The organism is Aerococcus sp. NPDC058936 (assembly GCF_042741995.1).
In the GTDB taxonomy this organism is placed as follows: Bacteria; Bacillota; Bacilli; order Lactobacillales; family Aerococcaceae; genus Aerococcus.
In genome coordinates this window covers 130960-147016 of sequence record NZ_JBHYKZ010000003.1, presented here as the reverse complement: position 1 = coordinate 147016, position 16057 = coordinate 130960, and the positions used below count along the sequence as shown (strand labels likewise).

14 protein-coding genes are annotated in these 16057 nt (G+C 39.0%); all 14 read left to right on the top strand.

The genetic code is table 11. The annotated features are described in order from the left end of the window. Positions 1-144 precede the first annotated feature (144 nt). The 14 genes from ACFW0C_RS03585 (at position 145) to ACFW0C_RS03520 (ending at position 15874) form a co-directional block, all read left to right on the top strand. Positions 145-684 carry a dUTP diphosphatase gene (locus ACFW0C_RS03585; RefSeq protein WP_039934533.1) on the top strand — a complete coding sequence of 180 codons (540 nt, stop codon included), beginning with the start codon at positions 145-147 and terminating at the stop codon, positions 682-684. Between the two features lie 47 nt (positions 685-731). Next, positions 732-2114, top strand: a complete 1383-nt coding sequence (radA, locus tag ACFW0C_RS03580) for a DNA repair protein RadA (RefSeq protein WP_378105427.1) — start codon at positions 732-734, stop codon at positions 2112-2114. A gap of 217 nt (positions 2115-2331) precedes the next feature. After that, positions 2332-3525, top strand: a complete 1194-nt coding sequence (locus tag ACFW0C_RS03575; RefSeq protein ID WP_378105424.1) for a PIN/TRAM domain-containing protein — start codon at positions 2332-2334, stop codon at positions 3523-3525. Positions 3526-3612: 87 nt separating this feature from the next. Continuing rightward, complete coding sequence (gene gltX / locus ACFW0C_RS03570) at positions 3613-5088, top strand: glutamate--tRNA ligase (RefSeq protein ID WP_378105422.1); 1476 nt, start codon at positions 3613-3615, stop codon at positions 5086-5088. Between the two features lie 352 nt (positions 5089-5440). Beyond that, a complete protein-coding gene (locus ACFW0C_RS03565) occupies positions 5441-5680 on the top strand; it encodes a glutaredoxin domain-containing protein (protein WP_378105421.1) in 240 nt (79 codons plus the stop codon). After that, positions 5668-6072 carry a class Ib ribonucleoside-diphosphate reductase assembly flavoprotein NrdI gene (gene nrdI / locus ACFW0C_RS03560; RefSeq protein ID WP_378105419.1) on the top strand — a complete coding sequence of 135 codons (405 nt, stop codon included), beginning with the start codon at positions 5668-5670 and terminating at the stop codon, positions 6070-6072. Before ACFW0C_RS03565 ends, nrdI begins: the two co-directional genes overlap by 13 nt. Beyond that, entirely contained in the window at positions 6044-8242 is a 2199-nt protein-coding gene (nrdE, locus tag ACFW0C_RS03555; protein WP_378105417.1) for a class 1b ribonucleoside-diphosphate reductase subunit alpha, read from the top strand. The genes nrdI and nrdE overlap by 29 nt, the downstream gene beginning before the upstream one ends. A gap of 26 nt (positions 8243-8268) precedes the next feature. Continuing rightward, positions 8269-9285, top strand: coding sequence for a class 1b ribonucleoside-diphosphate reductase subunit beta (nrdF, locus tag ACFW0C_RS03550; protein ID WP_378105414.1), 1017 nt, complete (start codon positions 8269-8271; stop codon positions 9283-9285). A gap of 183 nt (positions 9286-9468) precedes the next feature. Then, positions 9469-10065 (top strand): xanthine phosphoribosyltransferase, encoded by a 597-nt coding sequence (locus ACFW0C_RS03545; protein ID WP_111856500.1) that lies wholly within the window; start codon positions 9469-9471, stop codon positions 10063-10065. Between the two features lie 3 nt (positions 10066-10068). Beyond that, positions 10069-11361, top strand: coding sequence for a nucleobase:cation symporter-2 family protein (locus ACFW0C_RS03540; RefSeq protein ID WP_378105412.1), 1293 nt, complete (start codon positions 10069-10071; stop codon positions 11359-11361). A 227-nt stretch (positions 11362-11588) separates the two neighbouring features. Continuing rightward, complete coding sequence (locus tag ACFW0C_RS03535; protein ID WP_378105409.1) at positions 11589-12545, top strand: 2-keto-3-deoxygluconate permease; 957 nt, start codon at positions 11589-11591, stop codon at positions 12543-12545. Between the two features lie 258 nt (positions 12546-12803). Then, positions 12804-14342: an ABC transporter permease/substrate-binding protein gene (locus ACFW0C_RS03530; RefSeq protein ID WP_378105408.1), complete on the top strand. Its 1539-nt coding sequence runs from the start codon at positions 12804-12806 to the stop codon at positions 14340-14342. Beyond that, the gene (locus ACFW0C_RS03525) at positions 14342-15280 is read left to right on the top strand and encodes an ABC transporter ATP-binding protein (protein ID WP_378105405.1); all 939 of its coding nucleotides are present in this window, start codon (positions 14342-14344) and stop codon (positions 15278-15280) included. Before ACFW0C_RS03530 ends, ACFW0C_RS03525 begins: the two co-directional genes overlap by 1 nt. A 39-nt stretch (positions 15281-15319) precedes the next feature. Beyond that, positions 15320-15874, top strand: coding sequence for a GNAT family N-acetyltransferase (locus tag ACFW0C_RS03520; RefSeq protein ID WP_378105402.1), 555 nt, complete (start codon positions 15320-15322; stop codon positions 15872-15874). The last annotated feature ends 183 nt before the right edge of the window (positions 15875-16057 follow it).

Here is a 16057-nt window from a genome sequence, read left to right as displayed (position 1 = left end):
GTGGCAGATGCGGAAGTAGCTGCTGCTGACCAGAGCGAGTAAGTAACACTGAATCCACATTGTCTAACGTTTAGAAATCTGCTAATCAATGGTACAATAGGTCAGTAAAATTCAAGTATGGGTAGTAAAGGATGGAATTTGTTTATGACAGTAGAAAATACACGAGGATTTGAGAAAATCTCGGCCTATGCCAATGATGAGGCAATTACATTACCAAAACGTTCAACAACTTTATCGGCTGGCTATGATATAGCAGCGGCTGAAGATATTATTGTACCGGCAATGTGGAAGACTGGTGTGAAGCACGTGCTAAAAGACCTTGCGCATTTAAATGTAGCAGGTGAAGTAGACGAAAGTGCTATGAAACCAGTGCTAGTGCCAACAGGTTTGAAAGCTTATATGGGCGAGAATGAATACTTACAATTAGCTTGTCGGTCTTCAAACCCGCTTAAACGTGGGCTTTCATTACCAAATGGGGTAGGTATTGTTGATGCAGATTACTACAATAATGAAAATAATGAAGGTCATTTATTTGTTCAATTAGTAAACTTTGGTTTACGTGACGTTCAAATTAAAAAAGGTGAGCGTATTGCGCAAGGGATTTTCCTTTCTTTCTTAACGACTGCTGATGACCAGCCAAGTGATCAAGTGCGTGCAGGGGGTTTTGGCTCTTCTGGTCAATAATCGTCAGTTGCTATTGTTCAACTAAATAGAAAGGAGTGAAGTCCATTATGGCGAAGAAAACGACAACGAGATATGTTTGTCAGGCTTGTGGTTATGAGAGTGTTCAGTTCTATGGTAAGTGCCCGAATTGTGGGGCCTGGAACCAAATGGAAGAGGAACGCTTATATGGAAAGACTATTGCGCATCCTGAGACGCACGCTGGACAAGTCAATTCAAGCCGAATGAAGCCACAAAAATTGGCGGCGGTTCAAGGGGAAGAAACGCCTCGAATCCAAACGCAGTTGGGTGAGTTGAATCGGGTCTTAGGTGGCGGTGTGGTTCAAGGCTCTCTAGTGTTAATCGGTGGAGACCCAGGAATTGGGAAATCGACCTTGATGCTACAAGTATCAGCTGAATTGCATCAAAGCGCAGGACCAGTTCTTTATGTATCGGGAGAGGAATCGATGCACCAAATCAAGCTGCGGGCGGACCGTCTAGGCTTTGAAGGGGCGGATTTCTACGTCTATGCAGAAACGGATATGGCGGCTATCCAAGATGCCATTTATGACTTACAACCGCGCTTTGTAGTGATTGACTCTATTCAAACTATGACCCACGAGGATGCGACATCAACGGCTGGATCAGTTGGCCAAGTCCGCCAAACGACAGCAGAGTTAATGAAATTAGCCAAGTCACAAAATATAGGGATTTTCATCGTTGGGCATGTGACGAAAGAAGGAAACATTGCTGGACCGCGTATTCTAGAGCATATGGTGGATACTGTACTGTATTTTGAAGGTGAGAAGCATGATACTTTCAGGATTTTACGGGCAGTGAAGAACCGGTTTGGATCAACCAATGAAATTGGGGTCTTTGACATGCAACAAGACGGCCTGCATGAAGTCGCTAATCCTTCCGAACTCTTCTTAGAAGAAAGGCTAGCTGGCACTAATGGATCAGCAGTTGTTGCTTCTATGGAAGGAACACGACCGATTTTAACGGAAATTCAAGCGCTACTTACACCTACCTCATTTGGGAATGCCCGTAGAACAGCTTCTGGCCTAGATTATTCACGGGTATCACTCATTATGGCTGTACTTGAGAAGAGAGCTGGTTTAATGCTTCAAAATCAAGATGCCTACCTCAAATCAACTGGTGGTGTCCGTTTAGATGAACCAGCGATTGACCTAGCTATCGCAGTAGCTGTGGCTTCTTCATACCGAGAAAAAGAAACAAAACCAACTGATTGTTTCGTCGGAGAAATTGGTTTGACTGGTGAAATTAGACGGGTAACAAGAATTGCGGAACGTGTTCAAGAAGCTGAAAAATTAGGGTTTGAGCGGATTTTTATCCCTAAAAATGCGATATCAGGTTTAACTGGCAAACAAAAAATACAAGTAGTTGGTGTAACTACTGTAAGAGAAGTGTTGAATACGATTTTTCCAAAATAGATAGATACTGGAGAGCTTGGACCGAACGGTAGCCAAGCTCTCTTTTTATCTCGAATATGCGTCAGATGTTAATTTCAGGTTAAGATGATAAATACTAGACTGTATTTTAAGTAAGTTTATTGTGTAAATGTAAACAAAAAGTTATACTATAAAAAGCGGTAGTATAATAAAGAAACCGCTTCATAACTTATTTTTTTTATAAAAGGAGGTGCATAAAATGAACGAAAGATTTTGGAAAATATTGTCTCGCGTACTCATTGTGATACTAGGATCTTCAATAGGTTATTATGTATTACCATTACTTTGGGACATGATCAATATCAATATGAGCTTTTTCTATTATCCACTGTTTAACATCGTACTTGGTGCAATTATTCTTTTTCTTATTTACGGATTAACACAGCCTTTATTGATGCGTTTTATTCATAATATCGAGCGTGACATGCGTCAGTTATCGATCGAAAAGGTTTTAGTTTCTGCATTAGGTGTTATTATTGGACTAGTTTTAGCTTGGTTAATCAACATTCCCTTAGTGGCGATTGGTTGGCCATTCATTTCAAATATCTTGCCAATTGTCTTAACCATTGTCTTGGGTGTACTAGGTTTCTATATCTTCTCTAATAAAAGCGCTGAGATTATGGAAATGCTTACCCGTATTCCGCAGGGGAGACGTAGTGAATCAACAGATATGCCTATTACTGAAGATGTACAATCAGATAAGGAAACACATGAAAATGACTTATCAACTCACTCAGAAGGCCTTGATATGTATACGGATGCCTTACTATCACTTAGACAAGCTGCAGATGAGGCTTACCAACCCTATAAGATTTTAGATACATCGGTGATTATCGATGGACGGATTTTAGATGTCTTAAAAGCTGGCTTTATCGAAGGTGTGATAGTGGTACCCAACTTTGTCTTGAAAGAATTACAATACATTGCAGATTCAGCAGATTCATTGAAGCGAGTTCGTGGCCGCCGCGGTTTGGATATTTTAAACCAAATCCAAGCGCTAGAAGATGTGGTGGTTGATTTCTACGCGGGTGATTTCGATGATGAAACGGAAGTAGACTTAAAATTATTGCGTCTAGCCAAATTAGTGGATGGTGTTGTAGTAACCAATGATTATAACTTGAATAAAGTGAGTCAATTCCACAAGATTAAAGTGTTAAATATTAATGAGTTAGCAAATTCATTGAAATCTATTGTGATCCCTGGCGAAACGATTTCTGTACATATTGTAAAAGCTGGTACAGAGCGCCAACAAGGTGTTGCCTACATGGACGACGGCACGATGATTGTTGTTGAAGAAGGGAAACATCATATTGATGAGACCCTTTCAGTAGAGATTACCTCAGCTATTCAAACCAATGCTGGACGCATGGTCTTTGCCAAAATAGCTGACTAGAAGTATAATAATAGTGATGGAAAATTAGGTTGGTATTTTTACCAGCCTATTTTGATTGAAAAGCTAAATATAAAAGGAGAAATCAACATGTCAGATAAAGTACGCGTACGTTATGCGCCAAGTCCAACTGGTCATTTACATATTGGGAATGCTCGTACCGCCTTGTTCAATTATTTATTCGCTCGTCACAACGGCGGGGAATTTATTATTCGTATTGAAGATACCGATACAAAACGGAACCTTGAGGACGGAGAAAGATCTCAACTAGAAAACTTACGGTGGTTGGGTATTGAGTGGGATGAAGGTCCAGATAAGCCAGGTGAATACGGCCCTTACCGTCAATCTGAACGTAAAGATATCTACGACCGTTACCTAACAGAATTACTAGACAAAGGCTTGGCTTACTATGCATTTGATACATCTGAGGAAATCGAAGCAGAACATGAAGCGCAAGTCGCAAACGGTGAAACACCACGTTATATTGGTAAATGGCGCGATAAATCACAAGAAGAAATCGACGCAGCACGTGCAGAAGGACGTCCAGAAACAATCCGTTTCCGCGTACCTGAAAACACCACATATACCTTTGATGACATGGTAAAAGGGGAAATCTCTTTCGAGTCAGCAGCGATTTCAGGTGACTTCGTTATCCGTAAACAAGATGGTATGCCAACTTACAACTTCGCCGTTGTTGTTGACGACCACTTGATGGAAATCACTCACGTATTACGTGGTGACGACCATATTGCGAACACACCTAAACAATTAATGATTTATGACGCATTAGGATTTGAACGTCCAACATTTGGTCATATGACATTAATCGTTAATGCTGAAACAGGTAAAAAATTATCTAAACGTGACGGGTCAATCTTACAATTTATCGAACAATACCGTGACTTAGGTTACCTACCAGATGCAATGTTCAACTTCATTACATTATTAGGTTGGTCTCCAAAAGGCGAAGAAGAAATCTTCTCACATGATGAATTGATCGAGATCTTTGATACAGACCGTTTAAGTAAATCACCAGCAGCCTTTGACAACAAAAAACTAGAATGGATCAACAACCGCTACATGAAAGCAGCGGATGCTGAAGACGTAGCGAAATTAGCGATTGACCATCTACAAAGAGCAGGCCGTATATCTGAGACATCAACAGCAGAAGAACGCGCATGGACTGAAAAATTAGTTTCATTATATAAAGATGAAATGTCATATGCAGCTGAAATCGTTGATTTATCAGATATGTTCTTCCAAGATGAACTACACATCGCAGATGATGCTAAAGAAGTATTAGCTGGTGAAGGTGTAGCGGATGTCTTAAAAGCCTTCCAAGCGAAATTAGCTGAAATTCCAGCTGATGACTTCAAAGAGGAAAACATTATGGCAGCAATCAAAGCTGTTCAAAAAGAAACTGGCGTAAAAGGTAAAAATTTATATATGCCAATCCGAGTAGCTACTTCAGGTGAACAACACGGTCCTTCTATTGGTTTAACAATTGAAGTATTGGGTAAAGAAAAAGTAGCCCACCACTTAGACCAAGCTCTAGCAAGCTTATAATCAAACATTTAATACCCCCTATCTAAGCATAAAAACTTGGATAGGGGTTTTTTTATATTTAAACGGCACAAAAAGCGATAAGTAAATACAAAAGTTGCTTACATTTTGTCGAAAATCACCATCGTATTTTTGTATACAAGATATAAAACGTTTAGAAACCCCTAATTTATCATATTCTACAAAAATTAGCAGATACAATTTGTTATTTCTTTTAGGAAACTTGTGAATAAGGATTGATAATAGTTCATCTCCACCCCTATACTATGACTAGATTAAACACAATATATAGGGTTAAATAATAAACAAACCACAATTTATTGTGTTTTTTAATAAAAAGCGAGGAGTAATGACCATGACAATCACAGTTTATGCAAAGAGTGGCTGCCCACAATGCGTATTTGCTAAGAAATACCTTGAAGCGAAAGAGGTGCCTTTTGAAGAGAAACGGGTAGACCTAGAGGCGATGTATCTAGATGAAGTAAAAGAATTAGGGTATTTGTCTTTACCAGTAATTACAGACTCAACAGGAAAACATTTCAATGGTTATAGACCTGAAAAGATGGAAGCTTTGGTGGAAGCATGGCAAGCATAGTTTATTATTCATTAACGGGTCAAACCAGACGTTTTATCAATAAAGTTCAAGGCTTCGATACTTATGAGATTTCATCAGCAGTAGCACCAGTGACGATGACTGAGCCTTTTATTATGGTGATTCCATCATATGAAAGTCATGTGTATGGTGACGTGATTGAAACGGCTGAAGAATTTTTAGAATGGGCGGATAATGCATCTTTATGCAAGGGCTTTTTTGGTGGGGGCAACCGCAACTTTGCTCAATTATTCTGTGTAACAGTAAAGGAACTATCTGCTGAGTTTGATATTCCTGTCTTACATGGATTTGAGTTCCAAGGGTCTGCTTATGACGTGGCTAAGTTAACAGAGGAGTTAGAGAAAATTGACAGATACCAAGAAATTAAAAATTGAAAATACGAAAGACATTACTTACTTTAAGCTTAACAATATGGTAAATATCCCAACTGCTGACAAACAAATCCAATTAAATAAAGACCGAGAAGCGGTAAGGGCTTATTTCTTAGAATATGTGAACCCGAATACAGTTTTCTTCCATACATTAGAAGAAAAATTACAGTATTTAGTCAACAATGATTATATTGAGGAAGGCTTCTTAAATAAATATTCTTTCGATTTCATCCAATCCTTGTTTGACCATTTATATAGCCATAAATTCCGCTTTAAGAGCTTTATGGGTGCTTATAAGTTTTACACGCAATATGCCCTAAAAACAAATGACAACAAACGATTTCTAGAAAGGTATGAAGATCGAATTGCTTTTACTGCTTTGTATTTAGCAGATGGCAACGAAGATTTAGCTTGGCATATTGCTGAAGAGCACATTGAACACCGTCTACAAATGGCTACACCTACCTTCTTAAACGCCGGTAAGAAGCGTCGCGGTGAGATGGTTTCTTGTTTCTTAATTGATGTCCAAGATAACATGGAGTCAATTGGTCGTGCAGTAAATTCCTCACTTCAACTGTCTAAACGCGGTGGTGGTGTAGGGGTTAACTTGTCTAACCTTCGTGAAGCCGGTGCCGCAATTAAAGGTATTGAAAATGCTGGTTCAGGTGTTGTGCCAGTAATGAAACTGTTAGAAGATGCCTTTTCTTATGCTAACCAATTGGGTCAACGAAATGGTGCTGGGGTCGTTTATTTAAATGCCTTCCACCCGGATGTGTATGAGTTCTTATCTACTAAAAAAGAAAATGCCGATGAGAAAATTCGTGTGAAGACGCTATCTTTAGGACTAGTTGTGCCAGATAAGTATTACGAACTATTGAAAACAAATGAACCCATGTACTTGTTTAGTCCATATGACGTGGAAAGAATCTACGGTGAGCCATTTGGTTACGTGGATATCACTGAACACTACGAGGATATGGTCGCCAACAAAGAAATCAAGAAATATAAAATCAATGCCCGGGAATTAGAACAAGAGATTTCTCGTCTACAACAAGAGTCTGGTTATCCTTACATCATGAATGTAGATACAGCAAACAAGGAAAATCCAGTCAACGGGACAATTACCATGTCTAACTTATGTTCTGAAATCATGCAAGTCCAAAAACCGTCTACTTTAAACGAAGACCTTACCTACGAGGAAGTTGGGCTAGATATTTCATGTAACTTGGCTTCAACCAATATCACTGAAATGCTAAAAACGCATAATTTTGAGAAAGCTGTGGATACTGCTGTACGGGCTTTAACTGCCGTTTCTGATATGACATCAATCCAAGCTGTGCCAAGTGTTGAACGCGGGAACTCAGCCTATAACTCTATCGGATTGGGAGCGATGGGACTACATACAGCCCTTGCTACCAATCAAATCCACTACGGTTCGCCAGAAGCTTTAGAATTAACCGACGCCTACTTTATGGCATTACGTTACTATGCTTTGAAGACCTCAAACCAGATTGCCAAGGAACGTGGAGAAAGCTTTTTTGAATTTGACCAATCAGCTTATGCTGATGGTTCTTACATTCGTGACCGTTACATTAACAACCAAGAACCGTTCGTTTTCCAGTCTGAGAAGGTAGCTAAGCTATTCGACCATATTCACCTGCCAACACCTGAAGACTGGCAAGCATTGAACGAGGCGATTATGACAGACGGCCTGTACAACGCCTACCTGTTAACCGTTGCACCAACCGGATCGATTTCATATATCAACGAAGCATCGTCATCTATTCACCCAATTGTCCATCTCATCGAAAATCGTCAGGAAACCAATATTGGATCTATGTACTATCCTGCACCATACTTGGATAATGATACTATCCAGTATTACAAATCTGCTTACGAAACTGACATGCGTCAAGTAATCGATACTTATGCAACAGCACAAAAACATATTGACCAAGGGATGTCCTTGACCCTGTTTATGCAATCAACTATTCCACAAGGCTTATATGAATGGAAAAATGGTAATACGGACAAAATGACTACCCGTGACCTTAACCGCTTGCGTAATTATGCTTGGGCACAAGGGATCAAATCGATTTACTATGTGCGGACCTATACAGATGACTCCGATAAAGAAATTGGCGTTGACCAATGTGAATCATGTGTGATTTAAAACGTAAATGAGAGGAAAAATAAGCAATGACACAAGAACAGAAAAAATACTTTAACCAGATTTTGAATGGTGAACCAACCAACCACAACGTTTTATACTACAAATCCATCGACTGGGACCGAGTAGAAGACGCCATCGACAAGTCAACCTGGGAAAAACTAACCTCACAATTTTGGTTGGATACACGTATTCCAGTTTCAAACGACCGCGACGACTGGCGGATCTTAACAGATGAAGAACGCGACGTCGTCAACAAAGCCTTTGCTGGTTTAACCGCCTTAGACACCTTGCAGTCTGAAGAGGGGGCTAACGTCATGCGTGACGCCGTTCGGACACAACACGAAGAAGCCGTATTGAATAATATCCTATTTATGGAGTCAGTACACGCTAAATCTTATTCAACAATTTTTATTTCATTGAATACAACTCGTGAAATTGATGAAATCTTTGAATGGGCTAATAACAATGAATACCTTCAATATAAGGCGCGTCGTATCAACGAAATTTACCAAGATGGTACTGGTCTACAACAAAAAGTCGCTAGTGTCTTTCTAGAAACCTATTTATTCTACTCAGGATTTTATGCGCCACTTTGGTATTTAGGTAACAATAAATTAGAAAATGTTGCTGAAATTATCAAGTTGATTATTCGTGATGAGTCTGTTCACGGTACTTATCTAGGTTATAAATTCCAATTAGGCTACAACCAACTTTCAACTGATGAACAAAATGAATTAAAAGACTGGATGTACGCGCTACTATTTGACCTAATGGAAAACGAAGAAAAATATACCGAAGAAATCTATACACAAGTAGGCTGGACGAAAGAAGTCAATACCTTCGTGCATTACAACGCCAATAAAGCTTTACAAAACTTAGGATTTGAACCCTTTTATCCAGATGGTACAGCAGAAAATGTTAACCCAATTGTGATGAATGGTATCTCAACAGATTCAAGTAACCATGACTTCTTTTCACAAGTAGGAAATTCATACTTAATGGGTGAATCAGAAGCGATGGGCGACGATGATTACGACTTTTAAATGTCCAACCAATATAAGTAAAAAAAACTGGCTCTCAAGCCAGTTTTTTGTGGTTAAATAAGCTTTTTATGCAAATTAATCGACATCCATTAGAAATTATTCGTAGTTTCGCCGAACAATCCCTTGCAATGGAAATATATTGTTCGTACAATGGAGGTAACAAAAATAAAGGGGCTATTTATCATGAACTACTTACAAAAACGTATTTTAAGAGATGGTACTGTTATTGACGAAAAGATTTTAAAAATTGACTCATTCCTAAACCACCAAATCGACCCAAAAGTGATGCATGACATCCAAAGCAATTTCTTTGATTACTTTAAATCACGTGAAATTACCAAAGTATTAACCATCGAAGCAAGTGGTATTGCACCTGCTATCATGGTAGCTGCACACTTCCAAGTACCGATGTTATTTGCAAAAAAATCTGAACCATCAACACTTGCTGGACAAGATAAATTCTCAACATTAGTACATTCATTTACTAAGAATAAAACAAGCGAAATTATCATCTCTAAAGAATACTTAAATGAGAATGATAAAGTACTGATCATTGACGATTTCTTAGCAAATGGTGAAGCGAGTCTAGGTTTAATTGACTTAGTGAAACAAGCTGGTGCTGAAGTTGTTGGTGTGGGTATTTGTGTAGAAAAATCATTCCAACCAGGACGTCAACGCCTTATTGATGCGGGTGTAGATGTTTACTCAGTTTGCCGTATTGCATCATTAGCAGGCAATAAAGTAACTTTTGTAGATGAAGAAGATGAAAAGTTAGCATAGCGGGTGGCCAATTTGAAAAATATAAATTTTAAAGATGTCTTCTCAGCTAAAACTACATTTCTCTCACTACAACATTTACTAGCCATGTATGCCGGTGCTATTGTGGTACCGTTAATTATCTCAAGTTCTCTAAACTTCACGACCCAACAGACCCTTTACCTGGTATCGGCTGACATCGTGATTTCAGGGATTGCAACATTCCTACAACTTTACCGAGGTAAAGTTATCGGTATGGGCTTACCTGTTGTAATGGCTTGTTCCTTTACAGCGATTGGCCCTATGGTTCAGGTAGGTGCGCAGTACGGTTTAGGGACCATGTTCGGTTCAGTCCTTGCAGCGGGTATCATCATCCTACTATTGGCACCTATTTTTGCCAAATTGTCCCATCTATTCCCGCCACTAGTGACCGGGACTATTGTAACCTTAATTGGTGCGACCTTGATTCCTGTTGCGATTAATAATCTAGCAGGTGGCGAGGGTAGTGCAGACTACGGCAATATCGATAACTTGATTCTTGGGCTGATTACTTTCGTGATTATCCTGCTCTTATACCGCTTCACTAAAGGCTTCCTACAGTCTATCTCTATTTTGATTGGACTTGTGGCCGGTATGGTGATTGCCGTCTTTATGGGCAAAATGGACATCCAACCGATATTAGAAGCCTCTTGGTTCCAATTACCCATGCCGTTTGCTATCGAATCGCCAAGCTTCAATCCGGCAGCTATTTTATCCCTAGCAGTCGTTGGGATCATCTCAATGATTGAAGTTACAGGTATCAACTACGCATTAGCAGGTATGTACGACAAAGACATCGATGAAGCGGATTTAAGACGCTCATATTTCTCAGTAGGTATCGGCTATTTACTAGCAGGGATTTTCAATACCTCACCACAAACCGCCTTCTCACAAAACGTTGGGGTTGTGCAAATGTCAGGTGAAAAGCGGAAATCGATCTTCATCAACTTGATCATCTTAATGCTACTATGTGGGTTAATTCCAAAAATTGGTGCGATTGCAACTTCTGTACCGTCAGCCGTATTAGGTGGGGCAATGATCTTCTTATTTGGTAATGTCTTATCATACGGAATCAGCGTATTGGGTGCGCAAGATTTAGCAGATAATCGTAACCAATTGATTATTGGTGCTGCAATTACAATCGGTTTAGGTGTAGCTATTGCACCTGCAGCCTTTGCACAACTGCCAGAATGGATCTCTTGGCTAACATCTTCAGGAATCGTAGCTGGTGGTGTAACAGTGGTCTTATTAAACGCCTTCTTCCATGGCATAAAGAAATAAACCACTTGAACAATACCTTGTTTAAATAGATGAAAAACCCCCTTGAATTTAGTTATGCTAGCTAAATTCAAGGGGTATTTTTATGGATATGATATTTGCAATTTTAGTCATAAATTCCAAATGACTTCGTAAAAAGCTGACAAGTGCTATTGACTCAAGATTGAAAGCAATATAGTATAACGTAATTGTGGTGTTTCCATAAAAAATGCTTATAGCGAGGTTTATATATGTTTAAGAAAATAAATAAAGTACCTGCAGGGATGTTTTTGATTCCCTTGGTATTATCACTGGTATTAGTGTCTATCTTCCCTAATATGTATGATGCAATTGGCGGTACCACACAACAAACATTTCAATTGGGGACCAACGTTGTGATTGGACTATTGGTATTTTCAGCTGGGACAAGTTTAGATTTAAAACAAATTGTGCCTTTGATAAAACGTCATTTGCCGATAATTTTGTTTAAATTAGTGATTTCAACAATCTATATTTTAGTTTTTTATTGGTTGTTTGGCTTAGATGGCATTTTTGGTATCAATTTATTGGCTTTCGCTTGTGTGATTTATTCTTTAAACCCAGCGGTAGCATTAGCTATTCATTCAAGTTATGGGGATAAACAGTTTGGCGCCGTTTACGGTATCATGGGTTTAATTGGGATGCCTTTTGCACCTTTAATTTTGCTTAGTATTTTAACGGCCGATGGTGGGGCAGCAGGGATCGATTGGCAACCGATTATCTCAATCTTTGTGCCTTTAGTAGCCGGTACTATTCTAGGTAACCTAGACAAAGATTTCACCGACTTTTTTGTGCCGATGATTGGTCGTTTACTACCTTTCTTAGGATGGAACCTAGGTGCAGCGATGAATATTCAATCAGCTATCGCTGCAGGTTTGCCAGGTATTTTGATGGCCGGAATCTTTATGGTCTTATTATTACCATTAATCCCATTTGACCGCTACATCATGAAACAAAACGCAGGGGTAGATGGTGCAGCTATTTGGAATGTAGCAGGCATGTCAGTAGCCAATCCTGCTAGTATTGCATCTGCTTTGCCGTTGGTATTTGCTGATCAGTCAGCAAGTGCTACAGCTATTGTCATGATGGTATGTATCATTACTTCAATCATTTCACCTATTGTTGCACAGAAACTATATGTAAAAGAATACGGTATTCAATCCATATAACACTTGTGAATACCTACAGAAGAGTCATGCTTGCATGGCTCTTTTTTTGACTCGGTGAATGCATAAATTTAAAAAGATGACTTTGGACAAAAAAGTCAGTCAAAACACAGACTTATTGCAATGTAATTATGACTTTGTGTGCGATAATATAACATACGAGTGATAATTTTGTTGGAAGCATGTCCTTTTGATGACACAATTTTATCGTGCGCAATTTTAAATCATCTACGTACACCTTGTAACTTGAAAGGAGTTATCATGAACGATTTTTTCTTAGCGTTAATGGAACGTAAAGACCAATTATTCACTGCTACTTACGAACATATGGCTATTTCCTTGCTTGCCTTGTTCATTGCTTGTGTTATTGCCATTCCACTAGCCATTTGGCTGAGTGATCACCGTAAATATGCGGAACCTGTATTACAATTTGCTAGTATCTTACAAACGATTCCCTCATTGGCCTTGTTAGGATTGTTAATTCCCTTAGTAGGGATAGGTTCAGTACCTGCACTGATTGCCTTAGTTGTCTATGCGATTTTGCCTATCTTACAAAATACCTATACAGGATTTGTAGAGATTGACCCGACAATTGAAGAAGCTGCAATCGCTTTTGGGATGCCTAGACGAAGACGTCTGTTTAAGGTGGAATTACCGATTGCCATGCCGGTGGTCATTTCTGGTATTCGGACCTCGTTAGTATTAACGATCGGAACAGCAACCTTAGCGACTTTAATCGGTGCTGGTGGACTGGGGTCTTTGATTATGTTGGGGATCGACCGAAATGATAGCAATTTAACCCTTATCGGTGCGATCGCATCATCTTTATTAGCGATTATTTTTGGTGCCCTCATTAAATGGTTGGAAAATAAAAAAATGAAAACCATCCTGATTAGCTTGCTTGTTTTATTTGTAGGAATTGGTGGGCCTATCTTGGCACAACGATTGACTGGTCAAGTAACGAATGTCACTATTGCCGGTAAATTAGGGTCAGAACCAGAGATTCTAATTAATATGTATAAAGAAATCATTGAAGCAGATAATGACGATGTCAATGTTGAAGTAAAAGGTAATTTTGGTAAAACAAGCTTCCTTTTTTCCGCTTTAGACAATAATGAAATCGATATTTATCCAGAATTTTCAGGTACAGTCCTTGAAAGTTTAGTTGACGTAGATGAAGCTACGGATACAAGCGACTTCGACCAAGCAGATACCTATCAATTAGCGCGTGACTTATTAAAAGAACAGTATGATATGACTTTTCTAGAACCATTTTCTTTTGAAAATACCTATGCTTTAGCCGTGAAACGTCCTTTTGCAGAGGAGAATGATCTAGAAACGATTTCAGATCTAGCGAAAGTCGAAGACGAGATCACAGCTGGCTTTACGTTAGAATTTATTGACCGTCAAGATGGCTATGTTGGTATTCAAGAATTATACGGGTTGACCTTCCCGTCAGTGAAAAGTCTTGAACCTGCGCTTAGATACAATGCGATCAATAACAATGAAGTCAATGTTATTGATGCTTATTCAACTGATAGTCAAATTTTAGAGTATGATTTGGTTACGCTTGAAGATGATTTAGGACTATTCCCTAATTATCAAGGAGGTCCATTGATGAATGTAGCCTTCGCTGAAGACCATCCAGAAATTGTGGCATCCCTAAACAAATTAAGTGGATTAGTAACCGAAGATGAGATGATTCAAATGAACTATGCTGTAAACGTTGAAGGGCAAGAGCCCAGCCAAGTAGCCCATGATTTCCTAGTCGACAAGGGCTTAATAGGGGAGGATGCATAATGGCCAGTATAATTGAATTTAAAGATGTAGAGAAAGTATATGAAGATAAACGTGTAATTGATGACTTGAACCTAACCATTCATGAAGGTGAATTTTTTGTCTTAGTGGGTCCTTCAGGTAGTGGGAAAACGACATCACTTAAAATGGTGAACGGCTTGACTGAGCCAACAGGTGGAGATATTTACTTTAAAGGGCAAAAGATTAAAGATCATGATATTGAGAAGATGCGCTGGAATATGGGGTATGTCTTACAAAAGATTGCCCTTTTCCCAACAATGAATGTTAGTGAAAATATTGATGTTATTCCAGAAATGATTGGTTGGCCAAAGGAGAAACGTGTAGCTAGAATTGACGAACTACTCAATTTGGTAGGCTTAGATCCCGAAATATACCGGAACCGACCCGTTAATGAATTATCTGGTGGGGAACAACAGCGAATAGGGATTTTACGTGCGATTGCAGCTGAACCAGACATTATTTTGATGGATGAACCTTTTTCAGCTTTAGACCCAATTTCGCGTAACCAGCTACAAGACCTCATAGTCGATATTCATCAACGGTTGAAGACAACCATTTTATTTGTTACCCATGATATGGATGAAGCCATTAAATTAGCTGACCGAATTGGGATTATGAACCAGGGCAGTTTAATTCAAGTGGATACGGCTCAGGAAATTCTGACCAATCCAGAAAACCAGGTAGTGGCTTCCTTATTTAACCAAGAGAAAGAAGATGTCTTTGGCTTAAATATCTTCCGATCAGATATTCAACCAATTTCCGGGGACCATCCAGATTATCCGCAAATTGATATCGCTAGCCATCAAAAAGACTTATACGCCTTACTAGCGACTGATGAGATTGTTGAGATCACGGAAAATGATACAAGTTTAGGAACGCTAGATAGACAGGCTGTATTTGCTCGGCTAAAAAGTATATAAGATGTTATGATATAAAGAAAATCAGAGAGGTGTGGTGGCATGTTTCAAACCCCAATTGATGACAAATTATCAATCAAAATATTAGAAGAGCGTGATGTAGAAGCTTTGTACAAGTTAATTGATCATTCACGTGACTACCTCGGTGAATACTTACCTTGGGTGAAATTCATGAAAGGTCCGGAAGATGAATTACCTTTTATTAAAGAGGGGCTACAACAATTTGCCAGTAACGATGGGTTTCAATGTGGGATTTGGTTTGAAGGCCAACTAGCCGGTGTGCTTGGTTTGCATTATATTAAACACCTAAACAAGTCGACTTCACTCGGTTACTACTTAGGGGAAGAATTCCAAGGTTTAGGGATTATGACCAAGTCTGTAGCGTTCTTACTTGATTATCTTTTTAATGACTTAGCCTTAAACCGTGTAGAAATTCGAGCGGCGGTAACTAATCATAAAAGCCAAGCGGTTCCAAAACGTCTGGGCTTTACTGAAGAGGGGATTCTTAGACAAGATGAACAACTAGATAGTGGGCCATCAGACTCCGTGGTATTTTCCTTACTTAGAGACGAATACCTAGCTCAAAAAGAATCATAAACTTAATAGATATATGAGGATATGGGACGAATGACTAATGTAGATAGTCATTGGTCCTTTTTATCTGCCTTTAGCTTTTACTATACAATTCTTAAGAAAGTTAATAAATAGGCGCATTTTTCGAATAATTCATCTTGAATAGACAGTAGTTTAACCTATCTTTCTTCACACTTTCGCCATCTA